Genomic DNA, 22,782 nt, shown 5'->3' with positions numbered 1-22,782 from the left:
GTGGGGCGTCATCGCCAATCGACGACGATGCGGTTCAGCGGCGTATCGAGGGCGAAGAGGCCGGGACGCTGCTCGATGGCGGGGGTGTCCAGGGGCTGGAGCTCGAACGTGGCCTCGCGGTCGCGGTACTCGCGGTCCCAGGTGCGGATGGCGTCGGCGACCTTCGCGGCCAGTTCATCGCTGCCGGGGCCGTGGCCGATGACGCCGAACTCCCAGAGCTTGTCGCCCTCGGGGGTCTTCTCCTTGGACACGCGCCGGGCGAGGTAGGTGACGGCGCCCTTGTCGACGGCCGCGGTGGAGGAAGGGTAGGGGTCCTCGGTGAGCAGGGTGCCCTTGGCGCTGCGGGGGAACAGCATCCGGATCAGACCGGAGGGGAGGGAGCAGGTGACGAACAGTTCCATCCACTCCGGCGACTCCATGGCGCGGACCGTCATGCCGGTCCACTCCTCGGTGCGCGGCTGGTCAAGTACGCCTGCGAGGGCATCGGCGTCGATGCTGAGACCGGCGGGGGCCTGGAGTCGTACGGCGCCGTCCGCACTGAGCGGGATCACTCGGCGGACGTCGTCGGCGATGCCCCTCCGAAGCGGCATGAAGGTGTTCATCTCGCTGCCGAGGGACACCCACCGGCTGTCACGCTGCTCGTAGGCGATGGAGCGGGACACCGTGCCCTTGAGGCGCTGGGGGACGAGGAGCCGGCCGCCGGGAGCGAGCTGCTGCAGCCAGGCGTGCGGTACGCCGTGGGCGCCGACGGTGGCGATGATCCGGTCGTACGGCGCTCCTTCGGCGTAGCCGAGAGCCCCGTCGCGGGTCACGGCCCGGACGTTGGTGATTCCCGCGCTGGCGAGGTGGGCGCGGGCGCCTTCCACGAGGTCGTCGTCGACGTCGAGGGTGGTCACGTGTCCGCTCTCACCGACCAGGTGGGCGAGGAGACCGGCGTTGTAGCCGGTTCCCGCACCGAGTTCGAGGATGCGCTCGCCAGGCTGGGCGTCGAGCTGGTCCAGCATGAGGGCGACGACGCCCGGTTGGGAGGCGCAGGAGATGGACGTGCCGTCGGTGTCGTACTTGATGTGCACCGGTGCGTTGGCGTAGGCGTCTTCGAGCGTCGCCTCGGGCACGAACACGTGGCGGGGCACGGTCCGCAACGCGGTCTCGACGGCGGGCGTGCGGGCGTGTCCGTCCGCGCGGAGCTGGTCGACCAGGGCGTTGCGGAGGCGTTCGGCGTCCGCTGTGGGGGTGGTGATCGTGTCGGTTTTCACCGCGCTGACGCTATCCATGTCGGCCGTTGCCTCGGTGGGCGACTCGGTGTGGTCACTCGTTCCCATGACTACCTCTCGTGCGATGTGGGACAGGGCGCTCTGGTCGTCCCGGAGGAGACCGGCGCGGTTGGCATGGAAGATCACGTGGTGGGCGATGACGGCTCGCAGGCCGCGGGTGAGGGTGCCGCGGGCTGCAAGGTCGGCGAGCCTGGCGCCGGTCCGTTCGAAGGCGGCCACCCATTCCTCGTGAGCGTGGAGTGGGCCGCCCAGGCGGCTGAGGCTGTGTGCGTCGGCGGTCATGAGTTTCCGCATGGCCGGGGCCAGTTCGGCGGCTCGTTCGGGGGGTGGAGCGGTGGTCGGTCGAAGGGCCGCGACCTTCGCCCATACGTCGCCCTGTTCGAACCAGTCGAGCCCAGCGCCGCGCATCATGGCGCTCGCCAGCAGGACGGCGGTCTCTCGGCGTCCCAAGTGCATCGGGCTCGGCTGGTAGGTGAGCAGGTGGCGGGAGTCGCTGTGGAACAGTTCGTGGGCTGCGTCCATGGCCTCGGGTCCGCCGAATGCGTCGACCTCGGGCTCGTAGATGCTGGGCAGGCACGATACGGCCACACCGTTGCCGATGAAATCGCTCAGGAGCGGCTCGATGGCTGGTGAGGGCTTGTCGGCGAGGTAACGAAGCGGCCAGGGCTGCTTGTTCATGAACCACCAGCCGGTGATCTGCCCGTCGGCCTCGGCCTCGATCAGGGCGGGGCCGAGGCGTTCGGCGATGGTGCGCCGCGCAATCTCGCGGTCGACGAAGGTGATGTTGTGCTGCTGCCAGCGGTCGGGAGGCATAGAGGTCCTTCGGTCGGTGGATCAAGTGATGAGGAGGCAGGCGTCCCAGGAGGACCGGGGTGGTGCGGCGGTGCTGGGCGCCAGGAGGGCCAGGGCTATGCCGGCGGCGCCGTCGAGGAGGCCGGGGCCGCCTTCCTCGTTCTGCATGAGCGCTGTGGCCATGAGTTCGGGGTCGGTGCCTGGTGGGATGACCGCAGCCAGGAGGGCCGGGATCGCGGCTCGGAGTTTCCCCGCGGTCGAGGGGTGGGCGTCGTCGGCCGTACGCGCGGCGGTGTGGGCGAGGCCGGCGAACCCGTGGCAGAGGCCGTTGTCCGTGGTGGCCTTCAGCTGGTCGGGGTCGGTGAGGGCGGCCACGAGGGCGTTCTCCGCGTCGATCTGGCGGCGGGTGTCGTCGAGAGCGAGTGCCGCGAGTTGCTGGGCGCGGGCGAGGCCAGCGGTGCCGTAGCACCAGGAGGGCCGCCTGGGGGCTGACGAGCCTAGGTGCCCGTTGCGCAGCTCGCCGTGGGTGACCCAGTACGGCCAGACCGGTCCGCCGTCGGCCTTCTGCTTCCAGCGGTCCAGCCAGGCCATGATGGTGCGCAGTGCTGCATGGTGCCCGTCAGTGGCGGAGCCGAACCGAGCGGCGAGGGCCAGGAGCGCGAGCACGCCGCCGATGCCGTGGGCCACACCGGTGTTGGCGTGCCCGCCGGGGAATCGCTCGTCCGGACGGCCCGAGGGGCCGGTCTCCGTCCACCAGCCCGGCAGGGTTACGCCGTGGTGAGTGATCGGTTCGGTGAGGCGCACGCAGTAGTCGAGAACGGCTCGGGTCGTGGTGCTGCCGGGGTTTCGGCGCAGTAGGTAGGCGCCGTATCCGGTGAGGCCCCGGATGGTGTCGAACTCGGCGAGTTGCGGCAGGCGTCCGGCATCGATGCGGCGGTGTGCGGCGTCGAGACGGCGTCCGACGTCGACTGCGATCTTTCCGTCCATCACGTCGAGGGCGCGCTGGTAGGAGTCGGGAAGGTGATCGGCCGCACAGGTCAGGGCGTGGGCGAAGGCGGGCACTCCGTAGAACGGGTGGCTGTCCGGGCCGCTGGTGAGCGGCTGCCGGGAGGCGGCTGCTAGCCACTCGTGGGCGCGGTGCCACGGGCCGAGGCCGTTCGCGGCCAGCTCGATGTGCAGGAGCGCGATTCCGGGAGGGCCGTAAGCAAGATGCTGCCGGTCCGAGGACAGCGTCCTGGAGCCGAGGGGCACGGTGTCGGGGTCGGCGAGCCGGGTGGCGATGGCCTCGACCAGGCCGAGCGCGAGGTGGGCGGTCACGAGGCCCTCGCCCTGGTGCGGGCGGTCCAGGCCAGGGCGGCGGCGCGCGCCAGGTAGAGGCACACCTCTTCCTCCGGGAAGTTCACAGCGACGTGGCGCACGAAGTGGACGTGCAGCAGGGAGGTCAGGACGTCGTCGACGGCGATGCCCTGGGTGTCCGGGCCGGGCAGGTGCGGCCGGTACGCGGCGAGTGCCGATTCCCGGTCGGCCCATCCGGACACGATGGCGTCTCCGCCCGGGACGCTACGCAGGGCCGACCAGTCATCGCTCGGGTCGGCGAGCCGTACGGCGTCAGTGAACTGGGGGCGTGGAACCGGTTTGTGGGCTGTCGGCGGGATGTGGTCGATCAGCCACTGCATTCCGGCCTCGATGGTGCCGAGGAACGCGGAGGCGATGGCGACGGTGTGGGCCGCCACCAGCGTGCGCTGGCTGGGGCGCCGTGGCTGCCTGAGCTGGGCCAGGATGGTGCGCGAGTCTGCCTGGAACACCTCCTCGGCCGCCTCCCATGCGGCGCCGGAGCCCCAGCGGCCCATCTCACGGTAGGAGGTGGGATAGCGCAGATCGGCCAGCAGGCCAATGCTTCGTAGCTCGTCGGCCCAACCGCTCACCGTTCGGGCCGTGTCGGCGAAGGCTTCCGGGTCGGGGAGGGCGATGCGTACGCGGAGGTGTTGGTCCGGGTCTCGGAAGCGGATGAACCACCACGGCGGGTTGCCGAGCTGTTCGAGGAGGCCGGGCAAATGCCGGGAGAGCAAGACGTCTTGGCGGCGGGGGTCGCCGTACAGGGCGGCCAGAAGAACTGAGGAAGCGGCAGGCGTCTGCATCTGGGTCGAAGACAGGGCACGGGCCCGGCTGGGGTCGGGCAGTGGCGGCCACGTCGGCGGTCGGGTGGCCTTGAGCGGAACTACGACCTCGTGAGCTCGCCCGCCGCACCAGCCGTACGCTTCCGGTTCCGGGGCCTCGACCAGCACGGCCAGACGCGTGCGGTCGAGGTGCTGACGCAGGAGCGTCCGGTGGCCGGCCTCGTCGAGGTCGAGGAAGAGACGTCGGTCGTCCTCAACGAGATGGACATGGCGCGGCAGCCTCCGCCGGGCACGCCAGTCGGCGAGCGCAGCATCCCACTCGTCCCGAGGGCGGACGTGGCCGGGCAGTTCGGGCGCTTCCAGCCGCCAGCGTGCCGGGGCCAGCACGATGCGGCCGTACCGCAGACGTGGAAGGAACGGCATGGCCGCTGCGGCGCCCCAGTCGAAGACGGTGACCTGCGCGCACTGGGCGCGGGACAGTTCGGTGAGGGACCGCACCAGTGGCGGGGTGTGGGTGTGGAGATTCAGGGCGTGCATCCCGATGGCCTCGACGCGGTGGCCTCGCTCGGGGACGGCGAGGTAGATGCGGCGGCCGTCGCATCCCACGGCCAAGTCCTCCAGGGTGAGGACGGTGCCCTGCGGGGCGCGGTGCTCCTGAAGGCTGATCACGTTGGGTAGGACCTGTGGGGAGCGAGTGACATGGGCACTCGCGGGGAGCAGGGGCGGGAAAGAGAGCTGCGCGGGCATGGTGTTGCCGTCTGCGGCCGGGAGGTCGGCAAGCTCGGCGGCCAGGGCCTTCCGCTCGGCGGGGGCCAGCACGCTGAGGAACCGGCCCGCGGAGACGCCGGCGCCTCGGGACACGCTCATGACCTCCAGCCGGAACCGCCCGCGCTGCAACTCCTTAAGGCTGACTGCATGCACCCGCACCCCGATCTCCAAGTGCGGCGGCAGCCGAGGCTCGTCGGGCCCCACGTCCAGGGCCTCAATCTGTTCGTCCGTGAGGATCGCTTCGTCACGGCCGTCGAGCGCCGCGGCCTGAGCCAGCCGAACGAGGGCATCGTCCCGAGCGGAGACGCGGGGCCTGCGTGCGCCGGCCGGAGCGCCTGGGTAGCCGTCGGGATAGCCGGTGCCGCTGTCCGCCACGACCTCCGCGAGCGGCACCATCGTGCCGATGCCGTACCGCTCGTAGAACCGCTGGTGGTACTCGTTCCAGGCAGCGGTCCCGTACGGGCGGCTGCTCAAGCGGGTCAGGATGAGAGCGGCGCGCTCGATCTCGCGTACGACCGCTTCCGGCAGAACGATCTGCGCGTCCAAGCGGAGGTCGAGCGCGACGGGGTGGCGGCGCAGGCCGGGGACGAGGTCTCGCATCTGCGCCGCCACGGTGTCCCGGCCGCCGTGCGTGGCGTAATCCTCCAGGCCCGCCCGAGCCGCGTGGAGTTCGCGTACGGTCTCCGCGACCGGGGCGATGCTTCGGGCGTCGATCGCGTCGAGTTGGCCCAGTAAATACCCGAGGGCGTCGGTCTCGGTGCTTGGTGCGTGCAAGCTCGTGATCAGTACCCGTCGCCGGATCAGCTCCGTCAGCAGTTGACGTGCCTTCTCGGGACCGGCCTCGGGGAACTCCGCTCGGAGCTTGTCCGCGAGGGTGCCGAACCGGATCGGCGCCCGGGTCGCGGCAAGGACCGCGCGCACCGGTCCGCTCAGGGCTAGGGACGCCTCGACCGCGCGAGTCCGGTCGTCCTGGACGTCGGGCTGGAACGGCACGATGAGCCGGTCTCCCCGGGACGTCACGGTGTTGTTGATGACGACGGGCAGCCGTTCGAGGAGGTCCGGGCAGGACTCCAACCGTTCGACCAGGGCCGCCAGCCACTCTGCCCCCGCGCGGCCCACGGCCACGTGCTCCTCGCCCCAGTCTGCTTGCGCCTGCAGGCCGAACTCCGCGGTGGCCACGCCGGCGAACAGGCCGAAGGGTGTCGCGCGGTGCTGGGCCCGCAGCAGGTAGCGGGCCACGGACAGCGCCGCACGCTGCACATCCCGGAGGGCGGGATGCTCGGCCGTACACAGGGCCCCTACTTGCGCGGCCAGGACCGGGCTGGAGTGCTGGAGTGCCTCGGCGACGTCCTTGTCCGCCCAGACCGCGCGTAGCCACGCCACACGGGCAGACGAACCATTGGGCGAGCGGTCGTCGAGGTCAGGGCATGGAGGAAACGGCAGCGAGGGTCGGACCACGGCGCGCACGAGAGCAGTGGAACCGGTGCGGAACGCTGCGGGCGGAGCAACCACCAAGTACCTCCGTAGGCGAGGGGGCGGGCGGCTGGTGCCGCCGCGTGGAGACGCGGCGGCACCAGACCGGGATGGCTTGGGGCCGGATCAGGCGACGTTGGTGGTGCAGGCGCCGCAGGTGGACCCGCAGTTGTCGTCGGTCAGGTTGACCAGGCCCGCCGGGTCGGCGATCTCGACGAGGGAGACGTCCAGGTCGAAGCCGTCCGATGCCCCCGGGATCTGCGGGCGTACTTCGGTGCGGCTGGGAACTACGGTGCTGCGCGTCATGCTTCAACTCCTCGTAATCGTTGTGGTGTTACTGGGCTGGAGCGCCCACCAGGTGCCGCCACGGGAGCGTTGCCAGACGGCTGCTCCCCGACGGCTCCTGGCCGCCCGGCACGAGAGGACGGCCTCCGCGTAGGAAGTCCTCGCGGGGTGGCTGCCTCACGCCGGGAAGTCGTGTGCCGGGAGTCCGATCAAGCCGATGCCGGTCGCCGCTCCATGAAGTAGGCGAGCGCCTGGGCCTTGAGGCGATCGAGGCACGGCTCGCACGCGTAGAAGGGCGCGTGCTGCCCGTCCCACTGCACCGGGCCGAGCCAGATCACCAGGACTCCGGTACGCCCGCAGCCAAGCCAGCAATCACCGGTGATCCACGGCCACTCCATGGAAAGACGTCCCCTTTCTCAGATGGTCGGGATGGTCGACCGGGCGGCCTGGCAGTGGGGAGCGCAGGCCCAGAGCTGGAACGGCAGGCCCCGGTGGCGTATCTCGCCCAGCCGTCGACCGCTCGCTCCCAGCAGCCGGGCGCAGAGGGGGCAGTCCATGGCCATCTGCTGGCGGGGCCGGAGTCGGGCGAGGTTTCCGGAAGGGGCGAGGGTGCCGTGGCCGGGATGCTCACTTGCCGTCCTCGGTACGGAGTTCCGCCCAGACCTCTTTGCCCCAGGGGCGTCTGCCCGAGCCGTGCAGGTCGTAGCCCCAGCGGTCGGCGACAGCATCGACGAGGAGCAGCCCGCGCCCCGACTCGTCGTCGTCAGCCGCCTGGCTGAGTATGGGCAGACGCGATGGTTCCCGGTCCGCGACCCCGACACGCAGTCGTGTCGCGCTCGGCCGCCCAACCGTGAGGCGGATCTCGGGACACGGAGTGTGCCTGGAGGCGTTCGCGATCAGCTCCGTGACGATCAGCGCGGCACGGTCGGCGAGGCCGTCGAGGTGCCACACTTCGAGGACGTCTCGGACGAGTTCGCGGCCGAGCTCGGCCGTGGACGGCTCGCACGGGAAGGTCTGGCTGTACGTGGGGTGGCCGACGGAGAGGGCCTCAACTGGTGTTCTCAGACTCGTCATTGGGGTGGAGCCTTCGTGTCGTCTCGGCGCCCGGCCCGCCCCCACGGGGGAACCTCAGGGGCGGGCCGGGCCGTCAACAGCCGCCCGCACGGTGGGGCGCGGCGGGCGACCAGCACCCAGACAACTCCCTTTCCCAACGGGTTGGTTAGGACGTTCAGGCACTCAGCCGACGGACCCACCTAGGGCGTTTTGACCTGCCCTTTACCTGGTGGGGAGGGATCGCGCGGACTACCGTGCCCGCATGGACACCACCCGCAACACCGTTCTTGAGGCGTGGATGACCGAACACGGCTACAGCTCCAACAGCCTCGCCGAGGCCGTGAACAGCGCCATTGAACGGTTGACCGGGCGCCCTGGAGGACTCGACGGCTCATCGGTCCGGGCATGGAAAGCGGGCCGGGTCACGTGGCCAAAGTCAGCCGCCCGCAAGGCACTTGAGGACGTCACCGGACTACCCGCCGTCGCTTTAGGGTTCGTGCCACGGAGCCGGCCTTCGTCCACCCCGGCCCCACCGCAGCAGGAGGACCCCGACATGAAGCGCCGCACCCTCGTCGGCAGCATCGCGGCGGCTGCCGCAGCAGCAGCCGCACCCGGCACCACATCGCCGCGCCGTATCGGCATGAGCGACGTCAACCGCCTCAACAAGCGCTTCGCCGAGATCATCGCCAGCGACCACCGCCACGGTGGACAACTCGGCATCGAACAGCGGGCCGCCGCCCTCGCCGACGAGGCACTCAACCTCCAGAACGCCGGCAGCGCCACCCAGCGGGTGCGCAGCAACCTCTACGCCTCCGCAGCCGCCTTCCGCTCCTCCGCGATGTGGGCCGCCATCGACGGCCGCCGCTACGACATCGCCAAGGCACACATGCGCGAGGCCCAGGCCCTCGCCGAGATGTCCGGCGACCAGGCGATCAAGTTCCGCATCTGGAGTCACGCGGGCACCATGTACCGCCACATGGGCCGTCCGGCGGACGCGTTCGCCGCCAACGACGTCGCCCGCAACCTGCACCTCACACGCCGCGACCCTCTGTTCGCCTCCCTCGGTCTGGCGCGCCAGGGCGCAATCCACGGCACGGCACAGGACCGCACCGGCACCCGCCGGGCCTTCGAGCAGGCCCAGGACGCCATGCTGCGCGCCGACCCCGCCGACTACCGGCCGGTGTGGATGCTCGCCTTCTACGACCAGGCCGAGCTGGACTCCCTGGCCCTCTCCGCACACTTGGCGCTCGGCGACTACTCGACCGCCGAGTACCACGCCCACCGCTGCCTGTCCGCCCTCCGGCCCCACATGATCCGTTCCCGGGCCATCACCACCACCCGGCTCGCACACGCTCAGCTCGCCCAGGGCGCCCCCGACGCCGCCACGGCCACCGCGATGAAGGTCCCCGCCGAAGCCGCCACCCAACACGCCCGGGTCACACGCATGCTGCAGGAGTTCGGGGCCGCACTGCGCGCCACCGCGCCGGGCACCTCCACCGTGCAGACCTGGACCGAGCACACCGCCACCTGGAGGATGGCCGCATGACCACGGCGCCCGCCATCGAACTGCGCACCTTCACCACCCTCGACACAGCCCGCGGCGACCTCCTCGACGTGTACGCCGACGTACGCGCCCCACTCCTCCACCTGCCGAACTACGCGGTCACCGCGTTCGGCGAACGCCTGGACCGACACGGCACCGAGCCGGGGTTCACGGCCGTCCTCGCGTACGCGGACGGGTATCCGGTCGGCTACGCCTACGGCAACACCATCGAGCACGGCGACCGCTACTGGCAGCGCACCAGCCCGGCGCCGGCGGAGAAATACACCGAGCGCCCGGCCGTGGCCCTCAAGGAGATCGGCGTCCGACCGACCTGGCGGAAGACTGGCACCGCCCGCCGTATCCACGACGCCCTCCTCGCCAGCCGCGACGAGCCGTACGTCACGCTCATGGTCAACCCGGCCGCCGGGGACGGAAAAGTCCATGCGCTCTACAAGGCGTGGGGTTACGAGGACATCGGACAGAGCCAGCCGTCTCCGGCCTCGCCGCTGCTCACGGTGATGATCCGAGCGAGCCGCTGAGCATGGGCCGCAGTCCCGCCGCCGGGCTCTGCCATCGCTACGTGGCTGTGCTTCCGGCGTTGTCAGTGCCGGGCGTCACAATCGACTCATGTGGAACAAGCGTGGGTTCAGAATGCCCGAAGGCGCGGAAATCGTGAGCCATCAGGGCGACGAGTTCAAGGTGGACGTCAGCGTGCCCCTCGACGAGGACGGGTACCTCGGCCGCCAGTGCCCCGAGTGCTCGATGAGTTTCCGGATGAACGGGGAGGACTACAAAGCCCTGCCTGATGACATCGAACTCTGGTGTGTTTACTGCGGCCACCATCAGGAGCATTCGGAGTTCATGACCGCTCAGCAGCGGGATCGCGTTATGCGGGCTGCGGGTGACCTCGGCATGCAGATCGTGAGTCAGGCCCTGAGTGACGCCTTCCGAGGTCTGTCGAGGGGCAGTTCACGCCGGTCCGGCTTCTCCATCTCGTACAAGGAGAAGCCCTTCTACCCCCGCCCTCTTCCGGGCATCGACGAAGAGCGACTGGCCCGCATCCGAACCTGCGCTGGCTGCCAGGTCCGCTATGCAGTCTTCGACGAGCACCGGTTTTGTCCAGTGTGTGGCCGGCTCCCGGCCGCATCGGTCGCCTTCGACGCCCTCCAAGCCGAGATGGCGCGCCTCGACGCTCTGAACGCCGTGGCCGACGACGCGAAGGCGATACTGCGCGAACAAGGGGTCTTCACCCGCAGTTGGGTCGACACGATCGAGAACGTCGTGGGGGTCGTCGAGGCCCTAGCCTCTGCTGTCTTCGAGTCCGCAGTGACGGATGCCGCTGCTCGGCTCCGGGGCAAGGGGAATGTCTTTCAGCGTCTCGACGACATGGCCGACCTCTTCGTGGGCGCCGGGTACGACGACCTCCGCGGGATTCTGGAACCGGAGACCTGGCAGCGTCTCATTGAGACGTGGGCGGCTCGCCACGTCTTCACCCACAACGACGGCATCGTCGACGAGAAGTACCTGCGGAAGGTCCCCACATCGTCGGCACAGGTCGGTCGGCGCCTCGTCATCTCCGAAGCCATCTGCCGTCGGGCAGTCGACGACGCCACAAGCCTGTGCACGGCGCTGGCCGAGCTGACGGTCTGAGGGGTCAAACCCCCTCTGTTGCGGAACAGTCGAGCAGCCCGGCGGCAAAGTCAAGGGGGCGGAGACCTAGCGAAGCCCAGTCGTGCGGGCGAAGTTCATGCCGTGTCACAGTGAGCCGTTGAGGTTTCGCTCAAACGAGCGAAGATAGAAGAGTGGTTCGCATATTTTTGGTCATTATCTGCATGTATGTCGGAAGATCCAATCGAAGGCTTTCATATTCTGTGACGCCCCGTAACCCGCGTCGCTAGCATCACGACCGTCACAAGCGGCTCAAAGAGCCCTTCCGGACCACGCTTCAGGACGGCCGTGAAAATCAAGCGCGTGCGCATCCAGAACTTCTGCTGTCTACACAAAGTGGACATCTCCTTCGAGGAGATAACCTCCTTCATCGGCCCGACAGGGGTCGGTAAGTCCACCGTGTTGCGAGCGCTCGATTGGTTCTTCAACGGCGAAAAGGAGGTCGGCCTGAGCACGGACGATCTTCACTCCGCGGCGGACAGCGACCGCATCTCCGTGGAGGTGGAGTTCGACGGTCTCACTGCCTACGACCGCGAGTCTCTCGGCCGCTACGCCCCGGAGGGAGCGGAGAGCGTAAGTATCTGGCGCACCTGGCAGGATGGCTCAGACAAGATCACCGGCAAGGCGCTTGCGTTCCGTCCTTTCGAGGAGGTCCGCCGACACACGAAAGCCATGGACAAGCGCAGGGCCTATAGCGCTCTTCGGGAGAGCGACCCGGGCCTTGAGCTGCCACCGGCGGGCAACGCGGACGCCGTCGACGAGGCGATGCGACTCTGGGAGTTGTCCCACCGCGACCGGCTCACCGAGTCGGAGGTCGAGGACACGCACTTCTTCGGGTTCGCCGGGCAGAGCCTGCTGGCCAAGCTGATCGACTTCGTGTTCATCTCTGCTGATCTGCGCGCGTACGAGGAGACCGACGACCGCAGGAACACCGCGATCGGGCGGATTCTCGATCACGCCGTGGACCGGTCGGAGGCGACCGAGCAGCTCGGAGAGATCGAGGAGAACGCACACCAGGCGCGGCAGGACGTGCACACCAAGGTGTACGGGCCTGTGCTCGACGACCTCTCAGCCGCGTTGTCGGACGAGGTCGCGAAGTTCACGACGGGACGGCAGGTGGTCGTGACCCCCGTCGTCCAGGCACCGAAGCTCTCCAGGACGTCGTTCGAGGTCAGCATCAAGGACGGCGCCGCCAAGACCTCGGTCTACCGGCAGGGGCACGGCTTCCAGCGCGCCCTGATCATTGCCGCCCTGAAGCTCCTCGCCGAGCGTATGAACCCGCAAGACGGAACCCGAACCTTCTGCCTCGCCATTGAGGAGCCCGAGCTCTTCCAGCATCCCCCGCAGGCAAAGACGTTCGCGAGCGTGCTGCGTGAGCTGGTCGCGTCATCCCCTGAGGGACGAACCCAGGTGATGTACGCGACGCACAGTCCGATCTTCATCGATCCGCGCGACTACCACCAGATCCGCCGCCTGAGCCGGGAGGGCGCTGCGGAGCACCCCGTCACCCAAGTCTGGCAGGTAACCGAGGCCGACCTTTGCCAGACCCTTGCGGGCCTGGTCAAAGAGGAGTCCATCAAGCGGTATGCGGGGACCCGGTGTTCCAGCACGCTGGCCGAAGGCTTCTTCGCCCATGCCGTAATGCTGGTCGAGGGATTCACTGAGGAGGCCGTGCTCCTCGCCTGCGCGGAGCGGCATCGCCGGAATCTCGGTGCCCTGGGTATCACCGTGATCAACGCCCAGGGCAAGGACAACCTGCTTCTGTGCCACGCCATCCTTACCACCCTCGGAGTCCGTTGCTACGTCGTCTTCGACGGGGACGCGGGCATGGAGCAGCGCAAGCGTGAGTCGGTACGGGACTTGGCCCAGGAGAAGCGACGAGAGAAGGAGCTGGAGTTCGAGAAGCAGGCGCGGAAAAACGCTGAGAAGAACGCCGATCTCCTGCGATATCTCGGGGCGTCCGTGGCCCCGTGGCCCACGACTGCTGCGGAGGCCACCTACGCGGTGTTCCACGACAACCTTGAGATCTACCTGGAGACAGACTGGCCGGCGTGGTGGGCACGTCGGCGGGAGCTGATCGACTCTGGTGACGGCTTCGCAGGGAAGGACGCGGTTACCTATCGGGAGGCAACTCTGACTGCCTCTTCAGAGCCGCCCGTCGAGCTGGTAGCCATGCTGGACAACGTCCAACATCTGGCGAAGTAGGCCAACACCTTTCAGAGATTCCGGGAGCAGACCTTGCAGGTTGGCTCCCGGATGTCGTCAAGTGCGCCTCTTGGCCGGCAAGTCCCTGGCGGCGCCGCAGTCTGAGCTGAGCAACGAGATCGTGTTGCCCCTGATGGGGCTGAGCTGCTTCTCTGCTACCTGCCATGCGTGAGCGATGCGTGAGCGGACGGTTCGGCAGGAGGCGTCCTGACGTGGACCGCGCCTAAAGCAAACCTGCCCTGACCTGGTGGTTCCGGACATAGAACCAGCATCCAGAACCACCCAACAAGCTTTGGCCAGGACTTTTAATCCATTGGTTGTGGGTTCGAGTCCCACAGGGCCTACCGGAAAGCCCCAGTGCAGAGTGCATCTGCCCTGGGGCTTCGGCGTTGGTGACGTTGAGTGATCGAACCGCTACACATCGAGATGGCACACGGGGCCTCAGCTCGCGTTGCGCTCCATCAGCTCCTGCAGTTCCTGCGACTCCCCCAACTCGCCCAGCGGCAGGGTGTGCTGGGTCTGCAGCACCTTCGCGCGCAGATACCGCACGTTGTGCGCGGTGGTGAAGACGCCCGTGGGCACACGGTCGCGGACAGCGATGCCCAGGTCCCGCAACTGCCCGGCCTTGTCGGGGTTGTTGGACAGCAGGTCGAGTTCCGTGATCCCGAGGGCCTGGAGCATCTGGGCGGCCGCCGTGTAGTCGCGGGCGTCCTCGGGGAGGCCGAGGGCGGCGTTCGCCTCGTAGGTGTCGAGGCCCCGGTCCTGGAGGGCGTACGCGTCGAGCTTGTTGTAGAGGCCGATGTCCCGGCCCTCCTGGCGCAGGTAGAGCAGGATGCCGCCGTGGTCGGCGATGCGCTCGACGGCCTCGCGCAGCTGCGGGCCGCAGTCGCAGCGTGCCGAGCCGAAGACGTCCCCGGTCAGGCACTCGGAGTGCAGGCGGACCAGGGGAACGGGTCCGGGGTCGCCGAGGACGACCGCCACGTGTTCCCGGCCGTCGGCCAGGCCGTGGAAGGTGACGAGTTCGGCGTCGACGCTGTAACCCTCGTGGAAGCGCAGCGGTACCCGGACGCGGGCGCGCGGCGTGGCGGCGGGGAAGTCGGGCATGCGGGATCTCCGGTCCGGTGGTGTGTCGCTGCCCACCTGGTTCGTGTGACACCTGGCTGATGTGACACCTGGCCGGATCTGCTTCAGATTTGAAGCAGATCCATGGTCCGGGACCCTACCCCTGCTTTAAAGTTGAAGCAACCGTTTTGCCGCGATCAGCGGGAGATCAGGAACAGGACGGCGACGACCGGCGCAGCCACGGCACCTCGTCGACCGACGGACGCTCCCCGTCCCCCTCCAGCGCCCGCGCGATCCCCGTGCAGATCTCCTCCAGCTGCTCCACCTGCTCGTCGGTGAGCTGGTCGAAGAGGAAGGTGCGCACCGTCTCGACGTGCCCCGGTGCCGTACGCTCCAGGACGGCCATTCCCTCGTCGGTCAGCGCGGCGATGCTGCCCCGCTTGTCCCACCGGCAGTTCTCGCGCCGGATCAGTCCGTCCTTCTCCAGGCGGGTCACCGCGTACGTCAGCCGGCTGCGCGTGATCTTCGTCTTCTCGGCGAGGTCGGTCATGCGCAGCCTGCGTTCCGGTGCCTCGGAGAGGTTGGCGAGGATGGAGTAGTAGAGATGGGGCATGCCGGCGTCCTGCTGGAGCTGCCGGTCGATCGCGTCCTCCAGGAGGTGCGTCGCGGCGACGTACGCGCGCCAGGCGCGCTGCTCCTCCGGAGTGAGCCAGCGAGTCGTCATGCCCCCAGTGTAGGTTTGTTTCAAACTTGAACCAAGACCAGCCAGCCATCGTCTCACCCAACCGGGGAGTGCGCCGAATGCCCCACCCGTACGTCCTGCTGTCCGCCGCCGTCTCCCTCGACGGCTACCTGGACGACACCGGTCCCGAGCGCCTGCTGCTCTCCGGCCCGGCCGACTTCGACCGGGTCGACGAGGTGCGCGCGTCCGTCGACGCGATCCTGGTGGGTGCGGGCACGATCCGCGCCGACAACCCCCGCCTCCTGGTCTACTCGCCCGAGCGCCGGGCCGCCCGCGTGGAGGCGGGACAGCCGGAATACCCCCTCAAGGTCACCGTCAGCGGCTCCGGCGACCTGGACCCGAGCGCCAACTTCTGGCACACGGGCGGCGAGAAGATCGTCTATACGACGGAGAAGGGCGCCGAACGCCTGCGGCAGGAGCCCGTCGCCGCCGACGTCGTCGCCCTGGGCCCGGAACTCGACTGGCGACGCATCCTGGAGCATCTGCACGATGTGCGCGGCGTGCGGCGCCTCATGGTCGAGGGCGGCGGACGGATACACACCCAGCTGCTCCAGCAGGGTCTCGCCGACGAGCTCCAGCTGGTACTGGCACCGCTGCTCGTCGGCTCCCCCGACGCGCCCCGGATGTTCGGCCCGGGCGCCTACCAGGGCGGCCGGCTGCGGCTGGTGGAGACCCGGCGGATCGAGGACGTCGTTCTGATGCGCTACGAGCCCACCGCCCCCGGCACCGCGGACCTGCCCTCCGCGGCCGACCGGCACTGGCTGGCGCTGGCCTGTGAGCTGGCCGAGCGGTGCCCGCAGTCTCGCACCGCGTTCAGCGTGGGCGCGGTGGTGGTGGCGGCCGACGGCATGGAACTCGCGCGCGGATACTCGCGCGAGGGCACCGACCCGGTCGTGCACGCGGAGGAGGCGGCCCTCGCGAAGATCGGCCCGGCGGACCCGCGGCTCGCGTCCGCCACGGTGTACAGCAGCCTGGAGCCCTGTGCCCGGCGCGCGTCCCGGCCCGCGCCCTGCGCCCGGCTGATCCTCGACGCGGGGGTACGGCGGGTGGTGACGGCCTGGCGGGAGCCGGACACGTTCGTCGCGGGTGCCGACGGAAGCGGGCTGCTGACGGCGGAGGGCGCCGATGTGGTCGTACTGCCGGAGTTCGAGGAACGGGCAAAGGCGCCCAATCGCCACCTGATCGCCCCCCAGGATTAATGCTGGCGCTTTGCGTCCCGCGCATGGCGTACACTGGTGTTCACCGACGCGGGGTGGAGCAGCTCGGTAGCTCGCTGGGCTCATAACCCAGAGGTCGCAGGTTCAAATCCTGTCCCCGCTACTGAAGGCCGAGGGCCGGAATCCGAAAGGGTTCCGGCCCTCGGTGCGTTTGCATCTCCCAGGGTGGGCATGACGGAGGGTGATCGGACGGCAGCCCTCCGCATAACAACTGACATACCGTCAACACTTGTGGACCCGCTGAGGATTGGCCAACTCGCCCGATTTTTACCGCTCGTAGCCCGTACGTCCTCCCGAAAAAGCGTTAATGATCAAGTGGAACAGCTTGGAATCGGGTGCCCACGTCTATTAACGTTCGATAACGCAGCGCGGTCGTCCCAGCCGTCACAAGAGGCGGCTCCGTGCTCACGAGCCGAATCCCGCAAGGGAACCGGGGAACCACCACCATGGGGTGAATCGCGTGGAGGCCGCCGTGCAGGCACGGCCGGCATACGCGCGTAGGAGACCTTCCTGCTCCGAACCCGTCAGCTAACCCGGTAGGCGAGAAGGAAGGAAAGGAGTACGCCCACGTGGCGTCCACCAACCGGCCTGCCCCGCAAGCCCCGTTCGTGCCGAGCCAGCGTCAACCCGAGACCTACGGCTACGGCAGCATCCACACCGACGAGGGCCCGTGGGAGGAGTGGAACCCCACCGAGGAGTCCTTCCGCCCCGTACGCGGCCGGCATCGCGTCGCCAAGCAGCGCGGCGGGGGACTCGCCCGCAGCTCCACCGTCCTCGGCGTCGGTGTCATCGCCGCCGTCGGCGCGGGCGGTATGGCCAGCGCGAACACCGGCAAGCCGCCGGTGTCCATCTCCATGCCCGACCTGCCCTCCGTGGGCTCGCTGCTGTCGGACGACGCCCCGGACGAGGCCACGGGCTCCTCGACCGCGCTCAGCAGCGTCGGCGTGACCTCCGCCGACACCGAGCAGGGCACCTCGGACGCCGGTGAGGCGCTGCGCACCCGGATCATGGCCCAGGCGGAGCAGCAGCAGGACCAGGTCGACACCAAGGCCGCCGACGCCGCCGCTGCCGCCGCCGCGAAGAAGGCCGCGGACGCCGCCGCCCAGGCGCAGGAGGAGGCCGAGGCCGAGGCCGCCGCCGCGAAGAAGAAGGCGGAGGAGGAGGCCGCGAGGAAGGCCGAGGCCGAGCGTCTCGCCCGGCTCGCCCGGCAGTACACGCTGCCGACCTCCTCGTACACCATCACCTCGACCTTCGGCCAGGCCGGCTCCATGTGGTCCTCCGGCTACCACACCGGCCTCGACTTCGCCGCGCCCACGGGCACGCCGATCAAGGCGATCCACAGCGGCACCATCACCGAGGCCGGCTGGTCCGGCTCCTACGGCTACCGCACGGTCCTGACCCTCGACGACGGCACCGAGCTGTGGTTCGCCCACCAGTCGTCGATCAACGTCAGCGTCGGCCAGAAGGTCACCACCGGTGACGTGATCGGACGCGTGGGCGCCACGGGCAACGTGACCGGCGCCCACCTGCACCTCGAAGTCCACGCGGGCGGCAGCGCCGACGGCATCGACCCGATGGCCTGGCTGCGCGGCAAGGGCCTCACCCCCTGACGTACACCCCCACCCGACCCCGGCAGCCCTGACGACATCCCCCCGACGTCAGGGCTGCCGGTTCGGTGTGTGCGGGGGGACCCGTGGCTCCGGCACCCTCTCCCTACGACCGATACGGGTTGTACGCCGGATACGGCACCGCCGGATACCCGCTGCCGTGCACCCCGTACACCCCGTAAACCCCGTGCACGCCGTGCACCCCGTGCACCGGCCAGGGCGGCGCGGTCACCTGCACGGGGGGAACCGTGGCCCGCGCCGCGTAGTCCAGGGCCGGCCGCGCCACCCCGCGCCGTCGCCACAACTCCTGCAGCAACTCGCGTTCCCTGACGACGAAGTCGGCGCCCGCCCGGCCGAGCCGCCCCCGGTGCCGCAGGAACGCCAGCGAGGTCGCGTACGCCTCGTACTGGGCCACCTCCCGTGCCGCCGGCTTCCCGAAGCGGCGCCGGGCGTAGTCCCGGGCCAGCCGCCGGGCCTGCATCGAGCCGAGCGCGTACGGCTCGGCCGGGGTCAGCCAGCCCGTCACGGCGTAGGCGGGCAGCTCGGCCCGCACGGTCTTCAGCTCGCGCTGCCGCGTCCAGATGACCAGCCAGGTCAGCAGGCCGAACGCGGGGAGCATGAACGCCGCGTACACCGCGAAGAACCCGTACTCGCCGAAGGCCGACGAGCCGTTCCACATCGCGTGCATGCCCATCGCGAGCAGCAGCCCGGACACCGGCAGCAGGACGCGCCGCACATGCTGGCGCTCCGCCGAGAGCGCGGAGATGCCGAAGCCGATGCCGGTGAGGACGGTGAAGAGAGGATGCGCGAACGGCGACATGACGATGCGCACGAAGAAGGTCGCGGCGGTCACGGAGGCGATCCCGCGGTCGCCGGTGAGCTGGTCGGTGCCGAAGGCGGTACCGAGGTAGAGGATGTTCTCGGTGAACGCGAAGCCGGTCGCGGTGACGCCGGAGATGACGACCCCGTCGACGATCCCGGTGAACTCCCGGCGGCGGAAGAGGAAGACGAGTAAGACGGCGGCTCCCTTCGCGGTCTCCTCCACCACGGGCGCTATCACGGTCGCCCCGAGGGTGTCCGCACTCGATGGATCGGCGGTCGCCGTCTCTATCCATCTGGTCGCGAAGCTGTTGGCGACGATCGCTATCAGTGCCGCCGCGCAGGCGCCCCAGGCGAAGGCGAACAGCAGGTTCGGCCAGGGCCCCGGCTCGACCCGGTCGAGCCAGCGGAAGGCGGCTATCAGCAGCGGTACGGGAAGAACGGCGAGCCCGAGCCCGACCAGGAACCCCTCGGTGCCGGTCTGCTCACGCACCAGGGCGAGGATGACCAGCCCGGAGAGCGCGAGCAGGGTGATCAGCGCGCCGTAACGCACCCATCTGCGCTGCCACCAGTGCGCGTGCCGCAGTACGCCGCCGGCGGTGTCGCTGGGGTGCGTCGGGTACGGGGGAAAGGTGGCCACGGCATTGACCCTAACGAGGCAGAGGCGCCGCCCGCGACGGTTCGTCGTGCCGCCCGCAAGGGCGTGCACGGGGGCTCAGGCGCCGGTGAGGGGTTGGTCTGTGCGGTCTTCTTCTCGCTGTACGCGGCGGAAGAGCAGGTCGTTCACGACATGTCCCTTGTCCAGTCCCTGCCCCTCGAAACGGGTCAGCGGCCGGAAGTCGGGACGCGGCGCAAAACCGCCGTCGGCCTGGGTGTTCTCGAAGGCGGGATGCGCCATGAGCACTTCGAGCATCTGCTCGGCGTACGGCTCCCAGTCGGTCGCGCAGTGCACGATCGCCCCCGGCCTCAGGCGGGTCGCGGCCAGCGACAGGAACTCCGGCTGGATCAGCCGCCGCTTGTGGTGCCGCTTTTTGGGCCAGGGGTCGGGGAAGTAGACGCGCAGGCCGGCGAGGGAGTCCGGGGTGAGCATCTCGCGCAGCAGGATGATGGCGTCCCCGTTGGCGACGCGGATGTTGGACAGTCCGTTCTGATCGGCGAGATTGAGCAGATTGCCCTGGCCGGGGGTGTGTACGTCGACGGCGAGGATGTTGGTGCCGGGGGCGGCGGCCGCCATCTGGGCCGTGGCCTCCCCCATCCCGAACCCGATCTCCAGCACGACGGGACTGCCGTTCCCGAAGAGCTCCATGAGATCGATGACCTGCCGTCCGTCGATGTCCAGCCCCCACTTGGGCCACAACCGCTGCAGGGCGTCCGCCTGCCCCGCGGTCACCCGGCTCCGCCGCGGCTGGAAGCTCCGGATCCGCCGCTCGAAGTGCGACCCGGCGGGATCGGCCCGCGGCCCGTCCGGGAACCGGGGCTCGCCCTTGGCCCGGGTGTGCCGGACGGACACACCGGGGACGTGCGGGGTCCGCTCGCCGGGGGCGGGCGCGGCGGGGCGGGCGGCTTCGGGGGTGAGGGGGGAGTCAGACACAGTGAGGTCGATTTTACGGCGGGCGGGAGGCAAGGGGGCCCCGCGGTCCAGGCACCGTCCCGGTCAGGCGTTGCCCAGCATAGCCAGCGCCCGCCGGGCCACCTCCCGCCCGATCGGCAGCGAGGCCGTCGCCGCCGGAGAGGGCGCATTGAGCACATGCACCGCCCGCGGCCCCTCCTGGATCAGGAAGTCGTCCACCAGCGTTCCGTCCCGCAGCACCGCCTGCGCCCGTACGCCCGCGGCCGTCGCCACCAGGTCGCCCTCCTCGACCGCCGGCAGCAGCCTCCGCACCGCCGCCGTGAACGCCCTCTTCGACACCGACCGCCGCAGCTCCCCCGCCCCGTACCGCCAGTGCCGCCGGGCCATCCGCCAGGTTCCCGGCCACGCCAGTGTCGTCCCCAGCTCCCGCGGCCGCACCACACCCCATGCGTACCCTTCGCGGGCCAGCGCCGGCACCGCGTTGGGTCCGATGTGCACATCTCCGTCGATCCCGCGCGTGAGATGCACCCCGAGGAACGGGAACGCCGGATCCGGCACCGGGTACACCAGTCCCCGCACCAGTTCGGGCCGCGCCAGCGAGTAGTACTCCCCCCGGAACGGCACGATGCGCATCTCGGGGTCGTCCCCCGTCAGCCGCGCGATCTCGTCGCAGTGCAGCCCGGCACAGTTCACCAGCACCCGCCCGCGGACGACGGACCCGTCCCCGGTGAGCACGGCGACTCCCAGCGCGGGGCGCCGGTCGACCCGTATGACGTCGGCGCCGTAGCGGATCTCCGCCCCCGATCCCTCGGCCAGCTGCCGGGCGACCCCCGCGAAGTCGCACACGCCGGTCGTCCCGACGTGTATGGCGGCGAGCCCCTGGACCTCCGGCTCGTAGTCGGCGATCTGGGCCGGGCCCAGTTCCCGGACCGGAATGCCGTTCTCCCGGCCGCGCTGCACGAGCGCGTGCAGACATGGCAGTTCCTCCCGCTCGGTCGCGACGATCAGCTTGCCGGTGACGGCGTGCGCGATGCCGTACTCAGCGCAGAACTTCACCATCTCGGCGGCGCCCCGCACCGCGTATCTCGCCTTGAGCGAGCCCGGACGGTAGTAGATCCCGCTGTGGATGACCCCGCTGTTGCGCCCGGTCTGGTGCCGGGCCGGCCCCGGCTCCTTCTCCAGCACCATCACCCGCGTGCCCGGCACGGCACGCGTGATCGCATAGGCCGTGGACAGCCCGACGATCCCGCCCCCGATCACGAGCACGTCACAGTCGTACGCAACGTCCGGCACCTGCACCACCTCCCACCTCGATAGTGCACTGCGCCACTGACAGCGCATTCAAACGCAGGGAGGACCTGACCCGGCAACGTGGACGACTAGAAGGCTGCTGAAGATCTTGTCGTGGGCTGTCCGGCCGTAGGCCGGACAGCCCTTCTTGCTTATGCGGTGGCGAGGGTGAGGTGCCAGTTGCCGTTGGTCCTGGTGAGTCCCAAGGTGATCAGTCGGCGGAGGTTGAGGGCGGCGGCGCGGTGGTGGAGCCAGAGGTTGTTGGCGATGACGCCGCGGTAGGGGACCCGGCGGTTTCCCTTGGCGACCAGCCAGGCGATGGCGCGTTCGACGGGGGGCCGCCATCTGCGGTATTCGTCCTGCCAGACGGGGTCGGTGGCCGCCTGGTGGCGGGCGGCGGTGAGCAGTTCGTGCTGGGGGTGGATGTTGAGGGTGCGTCCGGTCTTGGAGGTGGTGCAGCGTCCGCGCAGGGGGCAGTCGGTGCAGAGGCGTTTGAACTGGGCGGTGCGTGCGCCGTCGGCTTTGGCCTGTCCGAGGTTGGCGGTGTGTCCGGCCGGGCAGGTCGCGGTGCCGGACGTCGTATTGATGAGGAAGTCGTCGATGGTGAAGCCGCCGGGGATGGCCTGCCGCAGCGGTGGCGGCTTGATCACCAGGGTGTGGCCGTCGGCCTGCAGGTGTGCGCGCAGGTCGCCGGTGCCATAGGCGGAGTCGCCGAGCACGGTTAACTCCTGGCCCTCCTCCTCGTCGGCCAGCAGACCGGCGGCGACGGCGGCCTCGTGGTTGCCGGGGCCGTAGCCGCTGGTGAGGGCGACCGCGGTGAACAGGCCGCTCTCCGGCTCGAAGGACGCATGCCCTTTGAAGCCGTCCTGGTGGCGGGTGCGGTTTTTGTGGATGTGCCGTGCGTCCGCATCGACGGTGGACACCGTCCGGTCCGCGACCGTGCGCTTCGCGATGCGCCAGCGTCCGTCGCGCCCGTCGGAGTCCTCGGCCGGCTCCACGTCCTGGCCCGCGACCAGGGCCAGCAGGCCCACCGCGTTCGCCGCCCTCTCGCCCAGTTCCTGTTCAGGCAGGTGTCCGAGCAGGTTGACTGCGTCGGTGACCAGCGCGTCGACCAGCGCGGCGCGCGCTTGCTCGTCGTCCCAGGCGATCCTCGGCTTGCCCGGGTCGCTGTAGTCGTGCGCGCGGCACCACTGCGCCGCGGTCTCCTCGCCCCTGGGAACCTCACGGATCACACGGCGGACCGCGGAGATGATCTGGGTGACGGTATCCTGGGTGGCCACCGCGTCATCGAGGACGG

19 protein-coding genes, 1 tRNA gene and 1 riboswitch are annotated in these 22,782 nt (G+C 69.7%); of the genes, 7 read left to right on the top strand and 13 right to left on the bottom strand.

Going from position 1 to position 22,782, the window contains the following annotated elements; all coding sequences use genetic code 11:
* Positions 1-8: 8 nt before the first annotated feature.
* From fxlM to F7R91_RS04945, 7 genes are all read right to left on the bottom strand, one after another.
* On the bottom strand, positions 9-2,087 hold the full coding sequence (fxlM, locus tag F7R91_RS04970; RefSeq protein WP_150944901.1) for a methyltransferase, FxLD system: 2,079 nt from the start codon (positions 2,085-2,087) through the stop codon (positions 9-11).
* Between the two features lie 21 nt (positions 2,088-2,108).
* On the bottom strand, positions 2,109-3,383 hold the full coding sequence (locus F7R91_RS04965) for a lanthionine synthetase C family protein (RefSeq protein WP_150944899.1): 1,275 nt from the start codon (positions 3,381-3,383) through the stop codon (positions 2,109-2,111).
* Positions 3,380-6,334 carry a lantibiotic dehydratase gene (locus F7R91_RS04960; RefSeq protein WP_150944897.1) on the bottom strand — a complete coding sequence of 985 codons (2,955 nt, stop codon included), beginning with the start codon at positions 6,332-6,334 and terminating at the stop codon, positions 3,380-3,382. Before F7R91_RS04960 ends, F7R91_RS04965 begins: the two co-directional genes overlap by 4 nt.
* Before the next feature lie 216 nt (positions 6,335-6,550).
* Positions 6,551-6,730 (bottom strand): FxLD family lanthipeptide, encoded by a 180-nt coding sequence (locus F7R91_RS04955; RefSeq protein ID WP_016825826.1) that lies wholly within the window; start codon positions 6,728-6,730, stop codon positions 6,551-6,553.
* A 188-nt stretch (positions 6,731-6,918) separates the two neighbouring features.
* Complete coding sequence (locus F7R91_RS04950) at positions 6,919-7,107, bottom strand: hypothetical protein (protein WP_019759144.1); 189 nt, start codon at positions 7,105-7,107, stop codon at positions 6,919-6,921.
* Between the two features lie 18 nt (positions 7,108-7,125).
* Entirely contained in the window at positions 7,126-7,266 is a 141-nt protein-coding gene (locus F7R91_RS41855) for a hypothetical protein (protein WP_191971359.1), read from the bottom strand.
* 70 nt (positions 7,267-7,336) lie between these two features.
* A complete protein-coding gene (locus F7R91_RS04945) occupies positions 7,337-7,783 on the bottom strand; it encodes an ATP-binding protein (protein ID WP_150944895.1) in 447 nt (148 codons plus the stop codon).
* Between the two features lie 241 nt (positions 7,784-8,024).
* Between F7R91_RS04945 and F7R91_RS04940 the strand changes: the two genes are divergently transcribed.
* From F7R91_RS04940 to F7R91_RS04925, 4 genes are all read left to right on the top strand, one after another.
* Positions 8,025-9,308, top strand: a complete 1,284-nt coding sequence (locus F7R91_RS04940; RefSeq protein WP_079160324.1) for a Tat pathway signal sequence domain protein — start codon at positions 8,025-8,027, stop codon at positions 9,306-9,308.
* Entirely contained in the window at positions 9,305-9,844 is a 540-nt protein-coding gene (locus F7R91_RS04935; protein ID WP_150944892.1) for a GNAT family N-acetyltransferase, read from the top strand. The genes F7R91_RS04940 and F7R91_RS04935 overlap by 4 nt, the downstream gene beginning before the upstream one ends.
* A gap of 88 nt (positions 9,845-9,932) precedes the next feature.
* Positions 9,933-10,955: a hypothetical protein gene (locus F7R91_RS04930; protein WP_150944890.1), complete on the top strand. Its 1,023-nt coding sequence runs from the start codon at positions 9,933-9,935 to the stop codon at positions 10,953-10,955.
* A gap of 321 nt (positions 10,956-11,276) precedes the next feature.
* Positions 11,277-13,178, top strand: coding sequence for an ATP-dependent nuclease (locus tag F7R91_RS04925; protein WP_230989783.1), 1,902 nt, complete (start codon positions 11,277-11,279; stop codon positions 13,176-13,178).
* 441 nt (positions 13,179-13,619) lie between these two features.
* Here F7R91_RS04925 and F7R91_RS04920 read toward each other — a convergent pair whose 3' ends face one another.
* Complete coding sequence (locus F7R91_RS04920) at positions 13,620-14,282, bottom strand: GTP cyclohydrolase II (RefSeq protein ID WP_150944887.1); 663 nt, start codon at positions 14,280-14,282, stop codon at positions 13,620-13,622.
* A 166-nt stretch (positions 14,283-14,448) separates the two neighbouring features.
* Complete coding sequence (locus F7R91_RS04915; protein ID WP_150944884.1) at positions 14,449-14,964, bottom strand: MarR family winged helix-turn-helix transcriptional regulator; 516 nt, start codon at positions 14,962-14,964, stop codon at positions 14,449-14,451.
* Between the two features lie 77 nt (positions 14,965-15,041).
* Between F7R91_RS04915 and F7R91_RS04910 the strand changes: the two genes are divergently transcribed.
* The 3 genes from F7R91_RS04910 to F7R91_RS04900 all read left to right on the top strand — a co-directional run bounded on the left by F7R91_RS04910 (position 15,042) and on the right by F7R91_RS04900 (position 17,809).
* Positions 15,042-16,181, top strand: a complete 1,140-nt coding sequence (locus F7R91_RS04910; protein WP_150944883.1) for a dihydrofolate reductase family protein — start codon at positions 15,042-15,044, stop codon at positions 16,179-16,181.
* A gap of 47 nt (positions 16,182-16,228) precedes the next feature.
* Positions 16,229-16,302 (top strand) — tRNA-Met (locus F7R91_RS04905).
* A 297-nt stretch (positions 16,303-16,599) separates the two neighbouring features.
* Positions 16,600-16,756: riboswitch (cyclic di-AMP (ydaO/yuaA leader) on the top strand.
* A 12-nt stretch (positions 16,757-16,768) separates the two neighbouring features.
* The gene (locus tag F7R91_RS04900) at positions 16,769-17,809 is read left to right on the top strand and encodes a M23 family metallopeptidase (RefSeq protein ID WP_150944881.1); all 1,041 of its coding nucleotides are present in this window, start codon (positions 16,769-16,771) and stop codon (positions 17,807-17,809) included.
* 103 nt (positions 17,810-17,912) lie between these two features.
* Here the strand turns inward: F7R91_RS04900 and F7R91_RS04895 are convergent, their stop codons facing one another.
* The 4 genes from F7R91_RS04895 to F7R91_RS04880 form a co-directional block, all read right to left on the bottom strand.
* Positions 17,913-19,265, bottom strand: coding sequence for a PrsW family intramembrane metalloprotease (locus F7R91_RS04895; RefSeq protein WP_150944879.1), 1,353 nt, complete (start codon positions 19,263-19,265; stop codon positions 17,913-17,915).
* 75 nt (positions 19,266-19,340) lie between these two features.
* Complete coding sequence (trmB, locus tag F7R91_RS04890) at positions 19,341-20,216, bottom strand: tRNA (guanosine(46)-N7)-methyltransferase TrmB (protein ID WP_191971358.1); 876 nt, start codon at positions 20,214-20,216, stop codon at positions 19,341-19,343.
* Between the two features lie 63 nt (positions 20,217-20,279).
* A complete protein-coding gene (lhgO, locus tag F7R91_RS04885) occupies positions 20,280-21,497 on the bottom strand; it encodes an L-2-hydroxyglutarate oxidase (RefSeq protein ID WP_150944877.1) in 1,218 nt (405 codons plus the stop codon).
* Between the two features lie 140 nt (positions 21,498-21,637).
* Positions 21,638-22,782, bottom strand: a 1,145-nt coding sequence (locus F7R91_RS04880; RefSeq protein WP_150944875.1) for a transposase, incomplete at its 5' end; no start/stop codon positions are given.

Source organism: Streptomyces luteolifulvus (assembly GCF_008806595.1).
Taxonomy (GTDB): domain Bacteria; phylum Actinomycetota; class Actinomycetes; order Streptomycetales; family Streptomycetaceae; genus Streptomyces; species Streptomyces luteolifulvus.
Note: the sequence above shows the minus strand (reverse complement) of the source record. Positions and strands in the feature narration are given on the sequence as shown.